At 69.0% G+C, this 19852-nt stretch carries 17 protein-coding genes and 1 pseudogene; 1 reads left to right on the forward strand and 17 read right to left on the reverse strand.

All coding sequences use genetic code 11. The features are described 5' to 3' along the window. Positions 1-187: 187 nt before the first annotated feature. The 3 genes from ABZV91_RS26950 to ABZV91_RS26960 form a co-directional block, all read right to left on the reverse strand. Entirely contained in the window at positions 188-943 is a 756-nt protein-coding gene (locus tag ABZV91_RS26950; protein ID WP_039825627.1) for a YebC/PmpR family DNA-binding transcriptional regulator, read from the reverse strand. A 12-nt stretch (positions 944-955) separates the two neighbouring features. Further along, a complete protein-coding gene (gene pdxT, locus ABZV91_RS26955) occupies positions 956-1591 on the reverse strand; it encodes a pyridoxal 5'-phosphate synthase glutaminase subunit PdxT (protein WP_355247369.1) in 636 nt (211 codons plus the stop codon). A 117-nt stretch (positions 1592-1708) separates the two neighbouring features. After that, positions 1709-2527: an acyl-CoA thioesterase II gene (locus tag ABZV91_RS26960; RefSeq protein ID WP_355247301.1), complete on the reverse strand. Its 819-nt coding sequence runs from the start codon at positions 2525-2527 to the stop codon at positions 1709-1711. A 95-nt stretch (positions 2528-2622) separates the two neighbouring features. Between ABZV91_RS26960 and ABZV91_RS26965 the strand changes: the two genes are divergently transcribed. Next, the gene (locus ABZV91_RS26965) at positions 2623-3237 is read left to right on the forward strand and encodes a hypothetical protein (RefSeq protein ID WP_355247304.1); all 615 of its coding nucleotides are present in this window, start codon (positions 2623-2625) and stop codon (positions 3235-3237) included. 185 nt (positions 3238-3422) lie between these two features. On the opposite strand, the gene ABZV91_RS26970 is transcribed toward ABZV91_RS26965, so the two are convergent. From ABZV91_RS26970 to ABZV91_RS27035, 14 genes and pseudogenes are all read right to left on the reverse strand, one after another. Next, entirely contained in the window at positions 3423-4157 is a 735-nt protein-coding gene (locus ABZV91_RS26970) for an SDR family oxidoreductase (protein WP_355247307.1), read from the reverse strand. 117 nt (positions 4158-4274) lie between these two features. Further along, the gene (locus ABZV91_RS26975) at positions 4275-5168 is read right to left on the reverse strand and encodes a LysR substrate-binding domain-containing protein (RefSeq protein ID WP_355247310.1); all 894 of its coding nucleotides are present in this window, start codon (positions 5166-5168) and stop codon (positions 4275-4277) included. 117 nt (positions 5169-5285) lie between these two features. Next, positions 5286-6206 carry a pyridoxal 5'-phosphate synthase lyase subunit PdxS gene (pdxS, locus tag ABZV91_RS26980; RefSeq protein ID WP_083872722.1) on the reverse strand — a complete coding sequence of 307 codons (921 nt, stop codon included), beginning with the start codon at positions 6204-6206 and terminating at the stop codon, positions 5286-5288. Positions 6207-6585: 379 nt separating this feature from the next. Beyond that, complete coding sequence (locus ABZV91_RS26985; protein ID WP_355247372.1) at positions 6586-7635, reverse strand: NUDIX hydrolase; 1050 nt, start codon at positions 7633-7635, stop codon at positions 6586-6588. Next, positions 7635-8759, reverse strand: coding sequence for a glycosyltransferase family 4 protein (locus ABZV91_RS26990; protein ID WP_355247314.1), 1125 nt, complete (start codon positions 8757-8759; stop codon positions 7635-7637). Before ABZV91_RS26990 ends, ABZV91_RS26985 begins: the two co-directional genes overlap by 1 nt. Further along, positions 8756-9727: a phosphatidylinositol mannoside acyltransferase gene (locus tag ABZV91_RS26995; protein ID WP_355247317.1), complete on the reverse strand. Its 972-nt coding sequence runs from the start codon at positions 9725-9727 to the stop codon at positions 8756-8758. Before ABZV91_RS26995 ends, ABZV91_RS26990 begins: the two co-directional genes overlap by 4 nt. Then, complete coding sequence (gene pgsA / locus ABZV91_RS27000; RefSeq protein WP_355247320.1) at positions 9724-10389, reverse strand: phosphatidylinositol phosphate synthase; 666 nt, start codon at positions 10387-10389, stop codon at positions 9724-9726. The genes ABZV91_RS26995 and pgsA overlap by 4 nt, the downstream gene beginning before the upstream one ends. A gap of 78 nt (positions 10390-10467) precedes the next feature. Continuing rightward, the gene (locus ABZV91_RS27005) at positions 10468-11067 is read right to left on the reverse strand and encodes an HIT domain-containing protein (protein WP_355247323.1); all 600 of its coding nucleotides are present in this window, start codon (positions 11065-11067) and stop codon (positions 10468-10470) included. Between the two features lie 36 nt (positions 11068-11103). Further along, positions 11104-13176: a threonine--tRNA ligase gene (gene thrS, locus ABZV91_RS27010; protein WP_355247326.1), complete on the reverse strand. Its 2073-nt coding sequence runs from the start codon at positions 13174-13176 to the stop codon at positions 11104-11106. Between the two features lie 235 nt (positions 13177-13411). Next, a complete protein-coding gene (locus ABZV91_RS27015; protein WP_355247329.1) occupies positions 13412-14086 on the reverse strand; it encodes a (2Fe-2S)-binding protein in 675 nt (224 codons plus the stop codon). Beyond that, complete coding sequence (locus ABZV91_RS27020) at positions 14083-14292, reverse strand: hypothetical protein (protein WP_355247332.1); 210 nt, start codon at positions 14290-14292, stop codon at positions 14083-14085. Before ABZV91_RS27020 ends, ABZV91_RS27015 begins: the two co-directional genes overlap by 4 nt. 12 nt (positions 14293-14304) lie before the next feature. Next, positions 14305-14484: pseudogene (locus tag ABZV91_RS27025) on the reverse strand (PGPGW domain-containing protein); the annotation flags it as partial. A 172-nt stretch (positions 14485-14656) separates the two neighbouring features. Further along, entirely contained in the window at positions 14657-16966 is a 2310-nt protein-coding gene (locus ABZV91_RS27030; RefSeq protein WP_355247335.1) for a SulP family inorganic anion transporter, read from the reverse strand. Between the two features lie 309 nt (positions 16967-17275). Beyond that, complete coding sequence (locus ABZV91_RS27035; RefSeq protein WP_355247338.1) at positions 17276-19582, reverse strand: SulP family inorganic anion transporter; 2307 nt, start codon at positions 19580-19582, stop codon at positions 17276-17278. Positions 19583-19852 lie beyond the last annotated feature (270 nt).

Here is a 19852-nt window from a genome sequence, read left to right on the forward strand (position 1 = left end):
ACCTATATCAACACCAACTGTGTAACACTCTTCCCCCCCCCGCCCCTCTCCGGATCGCCCCGCGCTGGGGCGGGGTGGGTATTACTCCCGGCACTGGCTGGGGGCGCCGCGCCCGGAGGCGCCCCGCCCCGATTTCGACGACTACTACCCCGCCCTGCGGAGCTACTACGCCGGCCTCGCCGGTTAGTCAGTCGGCGTCCAGTTCGGCCAGTACCTCGTCGGAGATATCGACATTGGTGTACACGTTCTGGACGTCGTCACTGTCCTCCAGCGCGTCGACCAGTTTGAACACCTTGCGGGCGCCGTCCGCGTCGACCGCGACGCTCACCGACGGCTGGAACCCGGACTCGGCGGAATCGTAGTCGATATCGGCCGACTGCAGCGCCTTGCGGACCTCGATCAGGTCGCCGGGCTCACTGATGATCTCGAACGATTCGCCGAGGTCGTTGACCTCTTCGGCGCCGGCGTCCAGCACTGCCAGCAGCACGTCGTCCTCGGACAGACCGTTCTTCTCCAGGGTGACGATGCCCTTGCGGTGGAACAGGTAGGAGACCGATCCCGGATCGGCCATGTTCCCGCCGTTGCGGGTCATGGCGACACGAACCTCACCGGCGGCCCGGTTGCGGTTGTCGGTGAGGCATTCGATCAGGACGGCGACACCGTTGGGGCCGTAGCCCTCGTACATGATGGTCTGCCAGTCGGCGCCGCCGGCTTCCTCGCCGCCGCCGCGCTTACGTGCCCGCTCGATATTGTCGTTGGGAACCGACGATTTCTTGGCCTTCTGGATGGCGTCGAACAGCGTCGGGTTGCCTTCCGGATCGCCACCGCCGGTCCGGGCCGCCACCTCGATGTTCTTGATCAGCTTGGCGAAGAGCTTGCCACGCTTAGCATCGATCGCCGCCTTCTTGTGCTTGGTGGTGGCCCATTTGGAGTGGCCGCTCATTCCCTACTTCCTTCAGGTCGATGGCACGGTATCGGTCGACAACGCTACGCCACGGACCAGATCGACGAACATTCGGTGCACACGGTGATCACCGGTGACTTCCGGGTGGAAGGCCGTGGCCACCACCCGGCCCTGCCGGACGGCGACGATCCGGCCGGCGGCCGGACCGCTCGGCACCCGGGCCAGCACCTCCACACCGTCACCGGCCCGCTCGACCCACGGCGCGCGGATGAACACCGCCCGGACCGGGTCGCCGGGCAGCCCGGCGAACTCGATATCGGTTTCGAACGAGTCGACCTGGCGGCCGAAAGCGTTGCGGCGCACCGTCATATCGATTCCGTCGAGATGCCGCGCGTCGGGCCGGGTGTCGAGTACCTCGCTCGCCAGCAGGATCATCCCCGCACACGAACCGAACGCCGGCATCCCGGCGCGCAGCCGCGCGCGCAACGGTTCGAGCAGTTCGAAGATCTCGAGCAGTTTGCTGATCGCGGTGGATTCCCCACCGGGCAGCACGAGCGCGTCGACAGCGGCCAGCTCGGCGGGCCGGCGGACCAGGACCGGACGCGCCCCGCATTCGGCGAGCACCGCGATATGTTCCCGGACGTCACCCTGCAGGGCCAGTACACCTATGGTGGGCCGGTCGGGCACGGCACCGGTCGCCGACGGGGCCGCTGGTTCCGAAGCGATCGCAGACTCGTTCACCTGTGCGAGCTTACGAGCCGAACCGGTGTGCCCGGGCTCACGCCGGTGCCGGAGCTGCCCCGGCTAGGTACGCGGGGTCCGGATCAGGCCCTCCTGTACCACGGCGGCGACCAACCGACCGCCCCGATCGAAGATCTTGCCCCCGGTCAGCGCGCGGCCGAACCCGGCCGACGGCGACGACTGGTCGTAGAGCAGCCAGTCGTCGGTGCGGAACGGGCGCAGGAACCACATCGCGTGGTCGAGCGAGGCGTTCTGGGTGGGCTCGTCGGGATGGGTGACCTTGGAGGAGCCGAGCAGCGTCATATCGCTCATATAGGCGAGCGTGCACACATGGAACAGGGGATCGTCGGGCAGTGGATGGCGGTAGCGGAACCACACCTGCTGCGGGGAGACCACCCCCGGCCGCTTGGTCACCTGCTCCTGCGGCACCGGACGGATATCCCAGTGCTCCCATTCCCGCATGGCCCAGAGCCGCTCGGGATCCATGCTGGTCGCGGCGTCGGGAAGATCGTCCGGCGGCTCCACCTCGGCCATCTCGTCCTGATGCGACGGCCCCTCGTCACCGAGGTGGAAGGACGCCGACATGGTGAATATCGCGTCCCCGTCCTGCACCCCGGTGACCCGGCGGGTACAGAAGGAGCGACCGTCGCGGATCCGGTCCACCAGGTAGACGGTGGGCGCCCCGGGATTGCCGGGCCGCAGGAAGTAGCCGTGCAGGGAATGCACCTGGAACCGCGGCTCCACCGTGCGCACCGCCGACACCAGCGCCTGGCCCGCCACCTGGCCGCCGAACGTACGCGGCAGCTGGGTCTTGGTGGACGCGCCGCGGAAGATATCCCGCTCGAGGCGTTCGATCTCCAGTGCCTCTTCGATAGTCGCCATCCGCCGAGGTTATCCCGAGCCCCCGGTTCTCCCACGATCCGGTCACGGGTAATCCCCGTCACCGACCGTTCGGCCGGACCTGCTGTGATGGTCCGGTGCCCCGCTTCACCCCGACCACCCCGGATGCCCTCGCCGAACTACTGACCCGGGACCTGCGGACGCTGGACGGGTACCGGGTGGTCGGCGTCGACGGCGCCGACGCGGCGCGCCCGCGCGAGTTCGCGGGCCGCGCCGCCGAGCGGGTGCGCGCCGACGGGCGGCCCAGCGAAACGGTGTCGCTGCACGATTACGTCCGGCCCGCTTCGCTGCGGATGGAGTTCGGCCGCGACGAGGACTCCTATCGCACGAGTTGGTTCGACTATTCGGCGCTGCGGCGCGAAGTACTCGACGCGGTGCACCGTGCCGGTACCTGGCTGCCCGCGCTGTGGGACGAGACCGCCGATCGCTCCGCGCGAGCCCGCCGGCGCACCGCGCTGCCCGGGACCGTGCTGTTCGTCACGGGCCCCATGCTGCTGGGTCGCGGCCTGCCCTTCGACCGCACCGTCCATCTCGATCTCAGCGCGGCCGCGCTCACCCGCGGCACCCCGGACGACGAGGCCTGGACGGTGCCGGCACTGCTCGCCCACGATCGAGAACACGGCGGAACAGCGGAGTACTTCGTGCGCTGGGATCATCCCGACCGTCCCGCCCTGCGCACCGGCACCGGCTGACCGAGCGATACACGGCTGATCCGCCGGTCCTCACCAGGTGCCGGCGAAAGCCGGGCCGATCTCGACTTCCGCTGTGAATACATCCCGACGGACGCGACCCGCCGCCCGGCGGGGATCTCTTCGGACCCGGGGCGCCGAGCCGCGCCGGCACGGATCGGCTCCTCGCCGCAGCCGCGGCCGGCACATCAGACCAGCCGGTGGCCGCCGTCCGCGTGCAGAACAGTGCCGGTGACGAACGGATTGCGCATGAGGGCGAGAATCGCGGCCGCGATATCGTCCGGGCGCCCGATCCGGCCCACCGGTAGCCGCGCCGCCATATCCCGCTGTCGCCGCACCGGATCGCCACCACCGATCGACTCCCAGATCGGGATGTCCACCCAACCCGGCGAGATCACATTGACGCGGGTCGGCGCGAGTTCGAGTGCCAGCGCGTAGGCCAGCGAGGCCACGCCGCCGTTCACGGCGGCGACCAGCGCCGCACCCGGGCCCGGCCGATGGGCGGCGATACCCGAGGTCAGCACGAGCGAACCACCCGGGGAGAAATCGGCGTACTTGGCGACCAGCGCGGGCCCGAAGAGTTTCGTCTCGACGAGGGCCCGGGTCGCCGCGGGTTCGAAGGACCGGATGGGCGCATGCATTCCCCGCACGTCGGCGGCGGTGACGATCGCGTGGTCGATCCGGCCGAGGTCGGCGAACAGCGTCTCGACCGCGGATTCCCGGGTGATGTCGACCTGCCTCGTGTGCACCGCGCCGGGTTCTGTCGGCAGCGTGGCCGACGCCGTGGCGAGCCGGGTGGCGGACCGGCCGGCGATCACCACCTCGGCACCCGTACCGACGAGTTCCCGGGCCAGCGCGAGACCCATTCCCGAGCTGCCACCGATGATGACGACCCGCTCGGCCGCCGTGGTATCTGCTGTCATGCCGCCAGTCGACCATCGGCGAGATCCCCGGTCCATGTGGTGCTCGCACACCACTGTTCGGTACCGGCGAACACCGCAGCTGAGGGCGCCTGTCTGCCCGGCCCGCGGAAAGGCGGTTCAGACTTCGGCGGGTCCGGTGAGCACACCGGCGGGCAGCGTCGCGAGCAGGCCCCGCAGCACCGGATTGCGACTGTCACGCGGCCAGGCCGCGACGTAGGTGACGATCAGGGGTTCACCCGGGAAGGCATGCCAGACCAAGCCCGGACGCCGGGCCCGCGGCGACTCCACACCCACCACGTCGTCCCGCGACGGCAGCACCGCAACCATCTGGGCATGGCCGAGCACACTGTCGCTCAGCCGCATCCGCACCCCTCGCGCGCGGAGCTCGCCGAGCAGCCGGTCGTGCAGTCCGGGAGCCACGTCGCGGGAGAAGAGGATGAGCTCGTGCCCATCCAGGTCGTCCGGGGTCAGAGCCGAGGCGTCGGCGAGCGGATGACCGGCCGACACGAGGACCCCCAGTTCCTCGGCCACCACGGGTCGCTGGGCGAAGGCGGCAGGCAACTGGACCGGTGCCCGCAGCAGCGCCAGATCCACCGCGCCCGCGGCCAGCAACTCGGCTTGCTCGGCGGTGGTACCGCTGGTCAGCACCGTCCGAGCACCCGGAACCGCGGCCCGGGCCAGTTCGCCGATCCGGGTGGATAACCAGGGCGGTGCGCCGTTGACCAGCCCGAGGCGCAGGCGCGGATCGTCGACCCCGGCCGCGCGCCGCGCCGACCGGACCGCCTCGTCGGCGGCACGCAAGACCTCACGACCCGATACCAGCAGCGCCGCTCCCGCCGGAGTCAATTCCGTCCGGCGGCCGCGCAGCACCAGCGGGGTACCGAGTTCCCGTTCCAGGACCTTCAGCTGCTGACTCAGCGTGGGCGTGGTGATGAACAAGCGGTCGGCGGCACGGCCGAAATGCAGTTCCTCGGCGAGCACCACGAAGTACCGCAGCTGCCGCAGTTCCATCCGCGCCGCGCTACCGGGCCGACCGCGCTCCGGCACCGCACCGCGGCACCCGGGCGACGCCGCAGGCGCACGCCCGGCATCCGGGCGACGCGGTGCCGCGGCAGTGCTGCGCGCCGATCACCAACCGCGTTCGGCCAGCCGGTGCGGCTGCGGGATCTCGTCGACATTGATGCCGACCATCGCCTCACCCAGCCCACGCGACACCTTGGCGAGCACATCGGGGTCGTCGTAGAACGTGGTCGCCTTGACGATCGCGCTCGCGCGCTGTGCCGGATTACCGGATTTGAAGATGCCCGAACCGACGAAAACGCCCTCGGCGCCCAGCTGCATCATCATGGCGGCGTCGGCCGGGGTGGCGATACCGCCGGCGGTGAACAGCACGACGGGCAGTTTCCCGGTTTCGGCGATCTCCTTCACCAGTTCGTAGGGCGCCTGGAGTTCCTTGGCGGCAACGAACAGTTCATCGGTGGGCAGCGACGTCAGCCGGGTGATCTCCTGCCGGATCTTGCGCATATGGGTGGTGGCGTTGGAGACGTCGCCGGTGCCGGCCTCGCCCTTGGAGCGGATCATGGCCGCGCCCTCGGTGATCCGGCGCAGTGCCTCACCGAGATTGGTGGCGCCGCAGACGAACGGCACCGTGAAGTTCCACTTGTCGATGTGGTTGGCGTAGTCGGCCGGGGTGAGGACCTCGGATTCGTCGATGTAGTCGACCCCGAGGCTCTGGAGCACCTGGGCTTCCACGAAATGCCCGATCCGGGCCTTGGCCATCACCGGGATGGAGACCGCTTCGATGATCCCGTCGATCATGTCCGGGTCGCTCATCCGGGACACCCCGCCCTGGGCACGGATATCGGCCGGCACCCGCTCGAGCGCCATGACCGCGACCGCACCGGCGTCTTCGGCGATCTTGGCCTGCTCCGGGGTGACGACATCCATGATCACCCCGCCCTTGAGCATCTCGGCCATACCGCGCTTCACCCGGGCGGTACCGGCCTCGCGGGTCGCGTCGGGGGTCTGGGTGGTCTCGGGCGTGGTCACGGCAGCTCCTGTGTCTGTTGCCAGGTGGATCGTCGATGAACACCACGATTCTAGGTGGGGCGACAATCCGGCTTCATAGCCAGTTGACGCACACTGGCCTGGCATCCACCTGCGGTTTCCCGCCGGCCTCGGGATACTGGACCGGAAAACGGCGCCGCCGGACCGGTATGACACCGGCCCGGCGGGGCACTGCGAACCGACTCAGATCGGATCGACCACCAGCAGCTTCGCCCAGTACTCGGCGGCGCCGGGGCCCAGAATGGGCAACAGGTAATCGAACAGGATGTAGGACACGTACTCACCTCCACACACCGAATCGACACATCCTCGGCATGTCAAACCGCCTGCAACCCTATCACGCCAGTGAGCCCGGTCACATTCACCGGATCGAGCGCACCTCCGGATCGGCCGCGGCGTCGGCCGCCGCCGCGGCTTCCGCGAGCAGCTCGTCCAATTGGTAGGGATACACCATCTCACCGGCGGCGACGTACGCCCGGATCTCGTCCGGGCCGCACCACCGGTTCCCGGTGATGGAGCGCTGCTCCACGTAGGTCAGATCGGCGGCGTCGGGTTCGAAGCGCGGTACCCGCAGCGCGAAGAACAGTTCCTCGGACCGGATGAGCTCGCCGTTGAAGGGGAAGACGGCCACCCGCCGCCAGATCGGGCCGCGCAGGGCGGCCGGATCGGCAGTGAGGCCGGTTTCCTCGTACACCTCACGCACCGCGGCCTCGCGCAGACTCTCCCCCGGTTCCACCCCGCCGCCTACGGTGAACCAGAACGACACCTCCGGGGCGAGCGGGTCGTGGCCGCGCATGAGCAGGATCCGGTCCTGTTCGTCGAGCAGGGCCACCCGCGCCGAGACCCGTGTGGTGTCGACCTCCAGCCCGGTCGTGGCCGCGGGGGTGGCCCGTTCGGCGATCTCGAAGTAGGTCGGCACGGGCGCGGTACCGCCGAGGTGCAGCCAGCGCACCGGGCGGCGGGTCCGCAACGCCAGGGTGTCGCGGACGGCGTCGTTGTGGAAGCGGCGGGCGATGAGCACCCGGGCTTCGGCATCGGCCAGTTCGGCGACCTGCTGGGTCGGCAGCCGGGCGATATCGACGCCCGACAGGGCGGCCGCCAGCTGATTCTCCACCGTTTCCCGGTCGTCGCGGCCGGTGCGTTCGGCACGGTCGGCCAGTGCGGTGAGCCGCCGGGCGGACTCGGCCGTATCGGGTCCCGGGCCGGCGTGCGCGCCGGCCAGCGAAGTCGCCACCGCCCGGGCCACCACGGCCCGGCGGGCCAACGCCGCCTCCAGCGCCTGCCAGGCCAGATCGGTGCGCACATGCAGGCGGTCGAGCCGGTTGGCGGTGGAATAGGCCCACACCCCCAGTGCGACCACGAGAGCGGCGACCAGCGCGAGGACCAGAACCGTGGTCGCGGAGAAGGTGATCATCCGGCCACCCGCACCCGCAGATCGCCGACCACCACGGTCTCGTAGACCCGCAGGATCTGTTCGGCCACCACCGGCCAGTCGTAGGTACCGACCACCTGTGTCGCCGTACGCACCAGATCGCCCCGCCGGACCTCGTCGGTGAGCACCGTGTCCAGGGCGTCGGCCAGGGCCGCGGCGTCGCCGACCGGCACCAGCAGCCCGGCGGCACCGTCGCGCAGGACCCGCCGGAAGGCATCCAGCTCGCTGGCCACCACGGCGGTCCCGGCGGCCATGGCCTCGATGAGGATGATCCCGAAACTCTCCCCGCCCAGGTTGGGTGCCACGTACACGTCGGCGCTGCGCATAGCCGAGGCCTTCTCCTCGTCCGAGACCTGGCCGAGGAAGCGCAGGTGCCGGGCGAGCGGGCCGGCCTCCCGGCGCAGCCGGTCCTCGTCACCGCGGCCGACGACCAGGACCTCCACCTCGGGATGCCGGGCGACGAGGGCCGGGAGCGCCCCGAGCAGCACCTGCATCCCCTTGCGCGGCTCGTCGTAGCGTCCGAGGAACAGGACGGTGCCGCCCGGGCGCGGGTAGCCGGGCAGTCGGGGCGCGCGGGCGAACGCCTGCACATCGACCCCGTTCGGGATCTCCACCGCGTCGGAACCGAGCGCCTCCACCTGCCAGCGGCGGGCCAGTTCCGAGACCGCGATCCGACCGCTGATCTTCTCGTGATAGGGCCGGAGCACACCCTGAAATGTCGCCAGTACCAGGGACTTCGTCGTGGAGGTGTGGAAGGTGGCCACGATCGGGCCCTCGGCGATCTTCAGGGCCAGCATGGACAGGCTGGGGGCGTTGGGTTCGTGGATGTGCAGGACATCGAACTCGTTGCTCTCGATCCAGCGGCGGATCCGGGTGTAGGCGGTCGGCCCGAAGGAGAGCCGGGCCACCGAACCGTTGTACGGGATCGCCACCGCGCGCCCGGCCGAGACGACGAAATCCGGGAGTTCGGTCGTCTCGGCGGCGGGAGCCAGCACGCTCACTTTGTGCCCGCGTTCCCGGAAGACCTGGGCCAACTCCACCACATGCGCCTGCACGCCGCCCGGTACATCGAACGAGTAGGGACAGACCATGCCGATTCTCATGGGGCGCGGTCTCCACCGGCTTCGATCGCAAACGTGTCGCGCCGCGCCTGTTCGGCGTGGATGCGGTCCAGCCGGGCCTCGGACAGATCCGTTTCCCACAGCGGCTGCAACATATGCCAGTCGGCCGGGTGCTCAGCGATCCCGGCGGCGAAGCAATCCGCCAGCGCCTGCGTGGCGGCCGCGACACCGTCGGTGACGTCCAGCGGTTCCCGGGTACGGACGACCCAGCCCTCACGACCGCGGTCGTCCACGGTGAACGAGACGTGTACCGGCATGAGCGCGGCACCGGTTTCCACGGCGAGCGCGGCCGCTCCGGCGGGCATCCACGTCCGTTCACCGAAGAAGGTGACGGGGACACCGCGCCCGGTGAGGTCCCGCTCCCCCATCAGGCAGACGATCTTGTTGTCGCGCAACCGTTGCGCCAGCGCGGTGAACGGCGGCTGCTCGCCGCCGGTCAGCGGGAATACCTCGAAGCCGAGGCTCTCCCGGTAGGCGACGAACCGTTCGAACAGCGATTCCGGTTTCAGCCGTTCGGCCACGGTGGTGAACGTGCCGTAGTTCTGGACCAGCCAGGTACCGGCCATATCCCAGTTGCCCGAATGCGGCAGGACGAACACCACTCCACGACCGCGGGCCAGCGCGGCGTCCAGGTGCTCCAGGCCGATCACCACGATCCGGCCCGACCGCACCAGTTCGGCGTGATCCATCGTCGGTAACCGGAACGCCTCACGCCAGTAGCGGGCGTAGGAACGCATACTCGCCCGGACGAGTTCGTCGGATACGGCTTCCGCGGGCACCCCGACCACCCGGGCGAGATTGCGGCGCAACTGGACCGGGCCGCCCTTGCGGGCCGCGAAATCCGCGCCCCGGTCGAACAGTGTGCGCGCCACCCGATCCGGGAGGGCGCGCACCAGCCGCCAGCCCGCGGCGTATCCGCGATCGCTCGCGTTCGCCCGCCACCTGCTCACGACTGCTCCGTTCCCTTGTTCGCGCCACCCAGGATCTCGCGGGCACCGGGCGAATTGCGGACCGCCAGCACCCGCTGGCCCACTGTCACGATGCTGAGGACGGCCAGGATCCACATGGCCACGTGGACGGCCCAGGTGAGCCATTCGATACCCCAGTACCCGCCGATCCCGGTGAGCCCGGCACCCACCAGCACGATCACCAGCCGGTCCGGGCGTTCGATCAGTCCGCCGTCGGCGGACAGCCCGCTGGCCTCGGCGCGGGCCTTGGCGTAGGAGATGACCTGGGAGGTCACCAGGACGACCAGGGTGGCCACGAACAGCGGTCTGCTCTGTTCGTGGTAGACCGCCCACCAGGCCAGCGAACCGAAGATGGCGCCGTCGGCGACGCGGTCGCAGGTCGCGTCGAGCACCGCCCCGTAGCGGGTCCCACCGCCCCGGGCCCGGGCCATCGCCCCGTCGAGCATGTCGAACATGACGAACAGCCAGATGAGCATGGTTCCCCAGAACAGATGCCCGGTGGGGAGCAGTGTGACGGCGGCGGCGATCGAGGCGGCGGTGCCGATGAGGGTGACCGCGTCGGGGGTGAGGCCGGTGCCGACCAGTGCTCTGCCCAGCGGCGCGGTGGCCTTGGCGAAGGTCGCCCGGCCGAAGATGCTCAGCACCTACCCCTCCTGCCCTGCCCGATGGGTCACCCGGACCCGTCGGGCTCCGGCGAGCGCACGTGGCACGGCCTCGCTCATCTACGCCTCCTCCCAGGCCGACGCGAGCAGCGCCCGGGTCTCGCGCAGCAGCTGCGGCATCACCTTCGCGCCCCCGATCACGGTGATGAAGTTCGCGTCACCTCCCCAGCGCGGCACGATGTGCTGGTGCAAATGGTCGGCGAGCGAGCCGCCCGCGACACCGCCCAGGTTGAGTCCCACATTGAAACCGTGCGGCCGGGACACCTTCTTCATCGTCCGGATGGCCCGCTGTGTGAACTCCATCAGTTCGGCGGATTCGGCGGCGGTGAGATCCTCCAGGTTCGCGACCCGGCGATAGGGCACCACCATCATGTGCCCCGGGTTGTAGGGGTAGAGGTTGAGCACCGCGTACACCTGCTCACCGCGAGCGACGACCAGACCGTCCTCGTCCGACATGGTGGGGATATCGGTGAACGGATGCCCGGTCGCCCCCTTGGGGGCCGTGGTGGCGGCCTCCGCGATATAGGACATCCGGTACGGCGTCCACAGGCGCTGCAACCGGTCCGGTTCGCCCGCACCGCGATCCACGATCTCGCCGGACCGCTCCTCGGCCGCGCCGGATTCACCGGTCAGCTCGTCCGGCACCGTGCGCTCACTCATGCTCCATACCCTTTCCCCGCCCGGACGGACCCGGTATCACTCGGGCGCACCGCCTTCGCTGTCCACCAGGGCGCGTACCGTTTCCGCGGTGGGCGAGGAGTTGTCGCGGCGGCGGATCCACTCCGCGACCACGCGCACCGCATCGTCCACCGGCACCCCGTTGACCTGAGTGCCGTCTCGGAACCGGAAGCTCACCGCGCCGGCCTCCACATCCCGCGCGCCGGCGAGCAGCATGAACGGCACCTTCTGCGCGGTGTGGTTGAAGATCTTCTTCTGCATCCGGTCGTCACCGCGATCGACGTCGGCCCGGACCCCGGCCGCGCGCAGCCGGGTCACCACCGCGTCCAGATGCGGGACGAAGGTATCGGCGACCGGGATGCCGACGACCTGCACCGGCGCCAGCCACGCCGGGAACGCGCCCGCGTAGTGCTCGGTGAGCACGCCGAAGAAGCGTTCGATCGAACCGAACAGCGCCCGGTGGATCATCACCGGCCGCTTCTTGGTGCCGTCGGAGGCGGTGTACTCGAGTTCGAACAGATCCGGTTCGAAGAAATCCAGCTGGATGGTCGACATCTGCCAGTTGCGGCCGAGCGCGTCGCGGGTCTGCACCGAGATCTTCGGCCCGTAGAAGGCGGCGCCACCCGGATCGGGCACCAGCTCCAGGCCGGACGCCTCCCCCACCTGGCGCAGGGTTTCGGTGGCCTCGTCCCACAGTTCGTCGGAGCCGACGTACTTGTCCGGGTCCTTGGTGGACAGCTCCAGGTAGAAATCGTCGAGACCGTAGGCCTTCAGCAGGTCGAGCACGAACCGCAGGGTGCCGGTCAGTTCCTCGACCACCTGCTCCTGGGTGCAGTAGAGATGCGCGTCGTCCTGGGTGAAACCGCGGGCCCGGGTCAGGCCGTGCACGACCCCGGACTTCTCGTACCGGTACACCGAACCGAATTCGAACAACCGCAGCGGCAGTTCCCGATAGGACCGGCCCCGGGACCGGTAGATCAGGTTGTGCATCGGGCAGTTCATCGGCTTGAGGTAGTAGTCCTGCCCCGGTTTGCGCACCGTGCCGTCCTCGTCGAGTTCGGCGTCGAGGTGCATGGGCGGGTACATCCCGTCGGCGTACCACTCGAGGTGCTTGGAGGTCTCGAACAGATGCGCCTTGGTGATGTGCGGAGTGTTGACGAATTCGTAGCCCGCCGCCACATGCTGCGCGCGCGAGTAGTCCTCCATCTCCTTGCGGATGATGCCGCCCTTGGGATGGAAGACCGGCAGGCCCGACCCCAGTTCGTCCGGGAACGAGAAAAGGTCCAGTTCCACGCCCAGTTTGCGATGGTCGCGCTTCTCGGCCTCGGCGAGCATGTGCAGGTACTCGTCCTGCGCCTCGGCCGATTCCCACGCGGTGCCGTAGATGCGCTGCAGGCCCTCCCGGTTCTGGTCGCCGCGCCAGTACGCGGCCGAACTGCGGGTCAGCTTGAAGGCCGGGATGAACTTGGTGGTGGGAATGTGCGGGCCCCGGCACAGATCGCCCCACACCCGCTCACCGGTCCGCGGGTCGAGATTGTCGTAGATGGTCAGCTCGTTCCCGCCGACCTCCATGATCTCCGGGTCGTCGATACCGGATTTGTCGCCGATCAGTTCGAGTTTGAACGGCTCCTTCGCCAGTTCGATCCGCGCCTGGTCCACCTCGACCACGCGGCGGGAGAACCGCTGCGCGCCCTTGACGATCTTCTTCATCCGGGACTCCAGCTTGGCCAGATCCTCGGGGGTGAACGGACGCTCGACCCGGAAGTCGTAGTAGAAGCCGTCCTTGATCGGCGGGCCGATACCCAGCACGGCCTCCGGGAACTCCTGTTGCACCGCCTGGGCCAGCACATGGGCGGCCGAATGGCGGATCACGCTGCGGCCGTCCTCGGTGTTCGCGGCGACCGGGGTGACCTCGGTGTCGAGTTCTGGAACCCAGGAGAGATCGCGCAACTGTCCCGCGGCGTCGCGGACGACGACCACGGTGTCAGGGCCTTTGGCCGGCAGGCCCGCCTCACGCACCGCGGCACCCGCCGTCGTCCCGGCAGGCACCCGGACGAGGGTGGCTGGGCTGCGGGGGGCTGTGGTGGTCACGGTGGCGCTCTCCTCGGTATCTGCGGCCGGTTGCGGTTCGGCTCGGTCGGGCAACGGATCGCCCGCGTCACTCCGGCTCGTTCCGGTGCGGTGACGGCTCGATCCGTCTGTCGGTGACCGGGCACAGCCCGGCCGCGACCATGCTATCGGCACAGCCGGTAACGCGTGTCGATGGACCGGGCGAGGTCGCCCGCCGTGGCCGCGCGCACCCCCGGCCCTCGACGGAACCGGCTCCTCACCCCCGCCGCGCGTAGTCCGCGAGCAGCGCTTCGCGCTCGTGGGGGCGGCGCTTGGGGCAGCTGACGCATTTCTCGCAACCCGGCGCCTCGTACACCAGGCAGCAGGAGGCGCGGCGGACGAAGGTGCGCCCCCCGACCTCGACGAAACGGGGTTCGGGCAGCGCCGTGCCGATCGCCTCGGCCAGCCGCCGGCCGATCGGGGGCTGCCCGGCGTCGACCGCCCAGCTCCCCACCGCATCGGTGACCACCGCCCACAGCGCCGGTTCCCGGACACCCGACACGGCGGTGAGGCGGTCGATCACCGTGGTAAGGGTCTCCCGTAGGGCGACCGCGATATCGGCCTCGGTGGCCTCGATCCCGGAGTCCGCGGCCGGTATGGGATGGGCCGAGGTCGCGCCCGCCGTATCCGGCCCGGGCGTGTCGATCCGGACGCGTTCGACCGACCCGTCGGCACGTAGTGTCAGCGCGAGCCGGTCCAGGGTGGGCGCCGCTATCGGGCGCTGTCGCGCGAGCGCACCCACCACCTGCTCGGCCAGTGCCGAGGCGGTCATACCCCACCACAGCGTCGCGCCGACCCGCATCGAGTCGGTCCGCCAGGACGCGCCGAGCTCCGCTATTCGAGCCGCCAGCCACGATTCGTCGGTGAGCATCCGGCCGCTCACCGCGGTCACGACATCAGAGGGCTGCGCAACCACTGCCAATCGACTCCGATCCAGTCACCGACCAATCCGAACGTCCCCAGCACCCACAGCGTGGCCACGACGAGCGCGCAGGTGGCCAGGAAGGCGATCACCTGCATGATCGGCCCGCGGGAGATGTACCAGGCCATCCCGCGCCGGTACTTGTCCCGCAACCACACCAGGGCGCGGCGCGCCACCGCGAACTCGGTGGCGAGGATGCCGATACCAGCGAATACCAGTGCCCAGCCCGGACCGGGAACGGAATGGTGATCACCCCGACGACGAACACCGCGGTACCGACGACCGCCACCCCGATCCGATAGACGAGTTCGAGGGTAGGGCGCCGCGCGATCCGGTCTCGATAGGCGCGCCAGAACGCGGGACCGGATCGGTGCGTGTCCGCGGGCTCGGTGCCCTCCGACGGCTCACCGGCCTCGACCGCGGGACTGTCCGCGGCAGAATCGGAACGACTTTTCACAGGTACCAGCCTACGAGGCGGCAGGTGCCGCGGGCGTGGACGTGGCCCGCCCGGAACACCCGGACGGGCCACGGTCCGGCGCGTCACCGGGTGGACTGCGCCGGCTCTCTCTGCAACTGCGCCAATAACTCGTCGTTGTCCTCGATCGGGGCGATGCCGTCGAGACGGACCTCGATGACCCGGGCGCTGGCGATATCGAAGAACAGGCCGGAGACGGTGAGCCCGCGTTCCTCGATCGCCCGGCGGACCGACGGATGCCGCCGCAGGTTCTCCAGCTGCACCGCGATGTTCACCATGCTCAGCTGTTCCACCGGAGCGAAACCCGCGGCCTCGGCCGCGCGACCGACCACATGCCCGGCCCGGTACCGCGCCACGCTCGGCTGCCCGTACTCGAGCCAGCGGTCGATGCCGGGGCCCGCCGACTCCCCCGAGTGCAGCGCGCCCATGGCCCCGCACGAAGAGTGACCGCAGACCACCACGGACCGCACGTTGAGTTTCTCCAGCGCGAACACCAGCGCCGCTTCCACCGAGGCGTCGCCCTGTTCGGGCACCAGATTGCCGACATTGCGAACCGTGAACAGGTCACCCGGTCCGCTGTTGGTGATCACATTGGGCACGATCCGCGAATCGGAGCAGGTCAGGAAGAACGAGTCGGGATCCTGCCCGTCCCGCAGTTCGTCCAGATGCGGCCGTACCAGATGCGCGTGGCTGCGGTGGTAGGCGGCGATACCGCTGACCAGCGGATCCGCACCGTCACCCGAACCGTCGGACGAACCGTTGCGGTCCACCCGCCACGGTCCGAGCACCCCGTCGAGCGCGACCCGGGCCATACTGCGCGAGGGCGGCGCCACCTCCACGTTCGCCATCCGCGCCGTCCCGATCTCCACGAAATCGACAGTGCCACCGTTGCTCTCGTGCTGGCGTGCCCAGTCGGTGATCGCGTCGAAGGCGGCGTGATCGAGGAAGTCGACCGTCATCTCCACGGTCACCGGGATACCCTGCGGAACCTTCGCGAACGTGGACGACAGTTTCGGTAGCGACAGGAACGTGCACGATCCGTCCACCTGGACCAGCCAGCGGTCGGTGCCACCGAGCGGTTCGGCGGTGACGGTGACCCGCACGACCCGCCAGAGCAGTAGCGCGAAGGCCAGCGCCAGGCCGATGAGCACACCTTCCAGCAGATTCAGGAAGACCACCGCCGCCAGGGTCACCGCGTAGACGAGTAGATCGCCGGTGCGGTGCGCGAGCCGGATATGGGCCAGTTTCACCAGCTGGACGCCGATGACGATGAGCAGGCCGGCCAAGGCGGCGAGTGGGATCTGCTCCACCAGCGACGCCAGGGCCACCGAGAAGACCAGGAGCCAGACACCGTGCAGCACGGCCGAGGCGCGGCTGCGCGCACCGGCCGCCACATTGGTGGAACTACGCACGATGACGCCGGTGACGGGCAGACCGCCGAGCAGGCCGGACAGTACGTTCGCCGAACCCTGACCCAGCATTTCGCGGTCGAAGTCGGCTCGCGGACCGGTGTGCATCTTGTCGATCGCGACAGCCGACAGCAGGCTCTCCACACTGGCGATGAGGGCGAAGGTCAGGATCATCACCACGACCCCGGCCCAGTCGCTGCGGGGCAGTTCGGGCAGCCCGATCGCATCGAACAGCGAACCGTCGATGGTGACCCGCTTGACGTCGAGCGAGAGCGCCAGGGACAGCAGCGTGGCCACCACGATGGCGGCCAGGGCGCCGGGGACGACTCTGATCCGTTCGGGGAGGTACTTCCAGCCGAGCATGATGGCGATCACGACCAGGCCGAGGAGGACGGCCGGGCCGTGCAGCGCGGCCAGCTGCGCGGGCAGTTCGGTGATATTGGTCCACGCGGTGCTGTTGGATTCACCACCGAGCAGTACGTGCAGCTGTTGCAGTGCGATGGTGATACCGATTCCGGCGAGCATGGCGTGCACCACCACCGGCGCCACCGCGAGCGCCGCCCGGGCGATCCGGCTCAGGCCGAACAGGATCTGCAACACACCGGCCGCCGCGACGATGAAACAGGTGACACGCCAACCGAATTGATGGATGGATTCGGCGACGATCACGGTGAGGCCCGCGGCCGGGCCGCTCACCTGGAGGAGGGAGCCGCCGAGCGCGCCGGCGACCACGCCACCGATCACCGCGGCGATGAGACCGGCGGCCACCGGGGCACCGGAAGCGATCGCGATACCGATGGACAGGGGTAGCGCGACAAGGAAGACCACGATCGAGGCCGGGACATCGTGGCGCAGGATCGAGGTCAGCCAGGCCGGGGTGGATCTGCTCCCGGACCCGGCGGGCTCGCGCCCGCGCGGGCCCGAACCAGTAACTGACTCTGGGGAATTCGTGCTCTGGGTACCCATCGTTCTCCTTCGCCGACTCGGCACGGGCCAGGTCGGTTGACGATCAACGTGTCCACCTGGGACACAGACCGCGAACCGGCAACTCGCGGTGAAGTAGGTACTCGGCACACCAACGGGCCGAGCGGTAATCCATTTACATAGTAAGGGTAATGACTAATCAAAACCCGAGAAGGAACCCCCACCACTGGCGATAACGCGCGCAACCATGTCATTCGATCTCCTTATGACTCACATCACAAGCGGAACATGTTCTGGAACAAGGGGTCACGAGTCGAGCAACAGGACCGGAGCGGAGGGCCGGAGCCCTCCTCACACAGTCCCCATCGACGCCGGTTCCCGCTGCAATTGCGCCAGCAATCCGTCGGAGTCCTCGATGGAAGCGATTCCCTCCTCACTCACCTCGATCAGTCGCGCACTCGCGATATCGAAGAACAGACCCGCGACGGTGAGCCCACGTTCCTCGATCGCCCGGCGGACCGACGGATGCCGCCGCAGGTTCTCCAGCTGCACCGCGATGTTCACCATGCTCAACTGCTCCATCGGACCGAACCCGGCCGATTCCGCCGCGGCGCCCACCACATGCCCGGACCGGTAGCGTTCCAGGCTCGGCTGCCCGTACTCGAGCCACCGATCGATACCCGGACCCGCCGACTCGCCCGAGTACAGGGCACCCATCGCTCCGCAGCACGAATGGCCGCAGACCACCACCGTCCGCACGTTGAGTTTCTCCAGCGCGAAGACCAGCGCCGCCTCCACCGAGGCGTCGTGCTCGGGCACCAGATTGCCCACATTGCGGACGGTGAACAGATCCCCGGGCCCGCTGTGCGTGATCACATTCGGCACGATCCGCGAATCCGAACAGGTCAGGAAGAAGGAATCCGGATCCTGGCCGTCCCGCAGTTCGTCCAGATGCGACCGCACCAGATGCGCGCGGCTGCGGTGGTAGGCCGCGATCCCACTGGCCAGCGGATCGCCGCTGTCACCCGAACCCTTCGACGACCCGTGGCGGTGCAGCCGCCACGGTCCGAGGACATCGTCGAGCGCGACCCGGCCCATACCCCGCGACGGCGGGGCGTCCTGCACCTTCGCCATCCGGGAGGCGCCGATCTCCACGAAATCGACAGTGCCGCCGTTGCTCTCGTGCTGACGCGCCCACGCGGTGATCGCGTCGTAGGCGGCGTGATCGAGGAAGTCCACCGTGAGTTCCACCGTCACCGCGGCCTCCTGCGGGATCTCGGCGAAGGTGGTGGACAGTTTCGGCAGGGAGAGGAAGGTGGCGGAACCGTCGATCCGGACGAGCCAGCGGTCGGTTCCGCCGATCCGCTCGGCCGTCACGGCGACCCGCACGACCCGCCAGACCAGGAGCGCGAAGGCCAGCGCCAAACCGATCAGCACACCCTCGAGCAGATTCAGGAAAACCACCGTGACCAGGGTGACAATGTAGACGAGCAGATCGCCGGTGCGGTGCGCGAGCCGGATATGGGCCAGTTTGACCAGCTGCATACCGATGACGATCAACAGGCCCGCCAAGGCGGCGAGCGGGATCTGCTCCACCAGCGATACCAGGGCCACCGAGAACACGAGTATCCACACACCGTGCAGGATCGCCGAAGCCCGGCTGCGGGCACCCGCGGCCACATTGGTGGAACTGCGCACGATGACGCCGGCGACGGGCAGACCGCCGAGTAGCCCGGACAGTACGTTCGCCGACCCCAGACCGATCATCTCGCGATCGAAATCCGTCCGCGGCCCGGTGTGCATCTTGTCGATCGCGACGGCCGACAGCAGACTCTGCACGCTGGTGATCAGCGCCACGGTGAAGATCATCATGACCACGGCGGCCCAATTACCGTGCGGCAGTTCGGGCAGACTGATCGCGTCGAACAGCGAGCCGTCCAGCGCGACCCGCTTCACGTCCATCGGCAACACCAGCGAGAGCCCGGTCGCCACCATGATGGCCACGAGCGCCCCGGGCACCACCTTGACGCGTGCGGGCAGGCGATTCCAGCCCAGCATGATGACGATGACGGTCACTCCGAGGAAGGCCGCAGGTCCGTTCACGGAGGTGAGCCGGGCCGCCAGGTCGGTGATGTTCTCCCATGCGGCGCTGCCGGATTCACCACCGAGCAGTACATGAACCTGCTGGAGCGCGATGGTGATACCGATTCCGGCGAGCATGGCGTGCACCACCACCGGCGCCACCGCGAGCGCCGCCCGGGCGATCCGGCTCAGGCCGAACAGGATCTGCAACACACCGGCCGCCGCGACGATGAAACAGGTGACACGCCAACCGAATTGATGGATGGATTCGGCCACGATCACGGTGAGGCCCGCGGCCGGGCCGCTCACCTGCAGGGCGGAACCGCCGAGGATACCGCCGACGATGCCGCCGAGGACGGCGGCGATGAGACCGGCGGCCACCGGGGCGCCGGAAGCGATCGCGATACCGATGGACAGGGGTAGCGCGACAAGGAAGACCACGATCGAGGCCGGGACATCGTGGCGCAGGATCGAGGCGGGGTCCAGGGACGGTAAGCGGAATCCGGACCCGGCCGTGGATACGGACGAGCCCGATCCTGACGGTGACGCGTGGATGTTCGCGCTTGTGGTTGCCATTGGTCTCCTTCGCCGACTCGGCACGGGCCGAGGTCGGTTGACGATCAACATGTCCAGTCGGGCACAGACCGCGAACCGGCATCTCGCGGTGGAGCAGGTTTTCGGCACAGCAACGAGCCGAGTTTCAAACCATCGCTATGGTATTGGTAAAGACTTAGCAAAGCTTAAGAATGTCTCGCGGGGGCGGTGACTTCGCCGCCACGAAGACCGAGTCGCGGCGAGGTCGCCCTCGTAACCACATCGAACGAGCAGGTCGGCTACCAGAATACC

The sequence above is a fragment of the Nocardia sp. NPDC004568 genome (assembly GCF_040609955.1).
In the GTDB taxonomy this organism is placed as follows: Bacteria; Actinomycetota; Actinomycetes; order Mycobacteriales; family Mycobacteriaceae; genus Nocardia.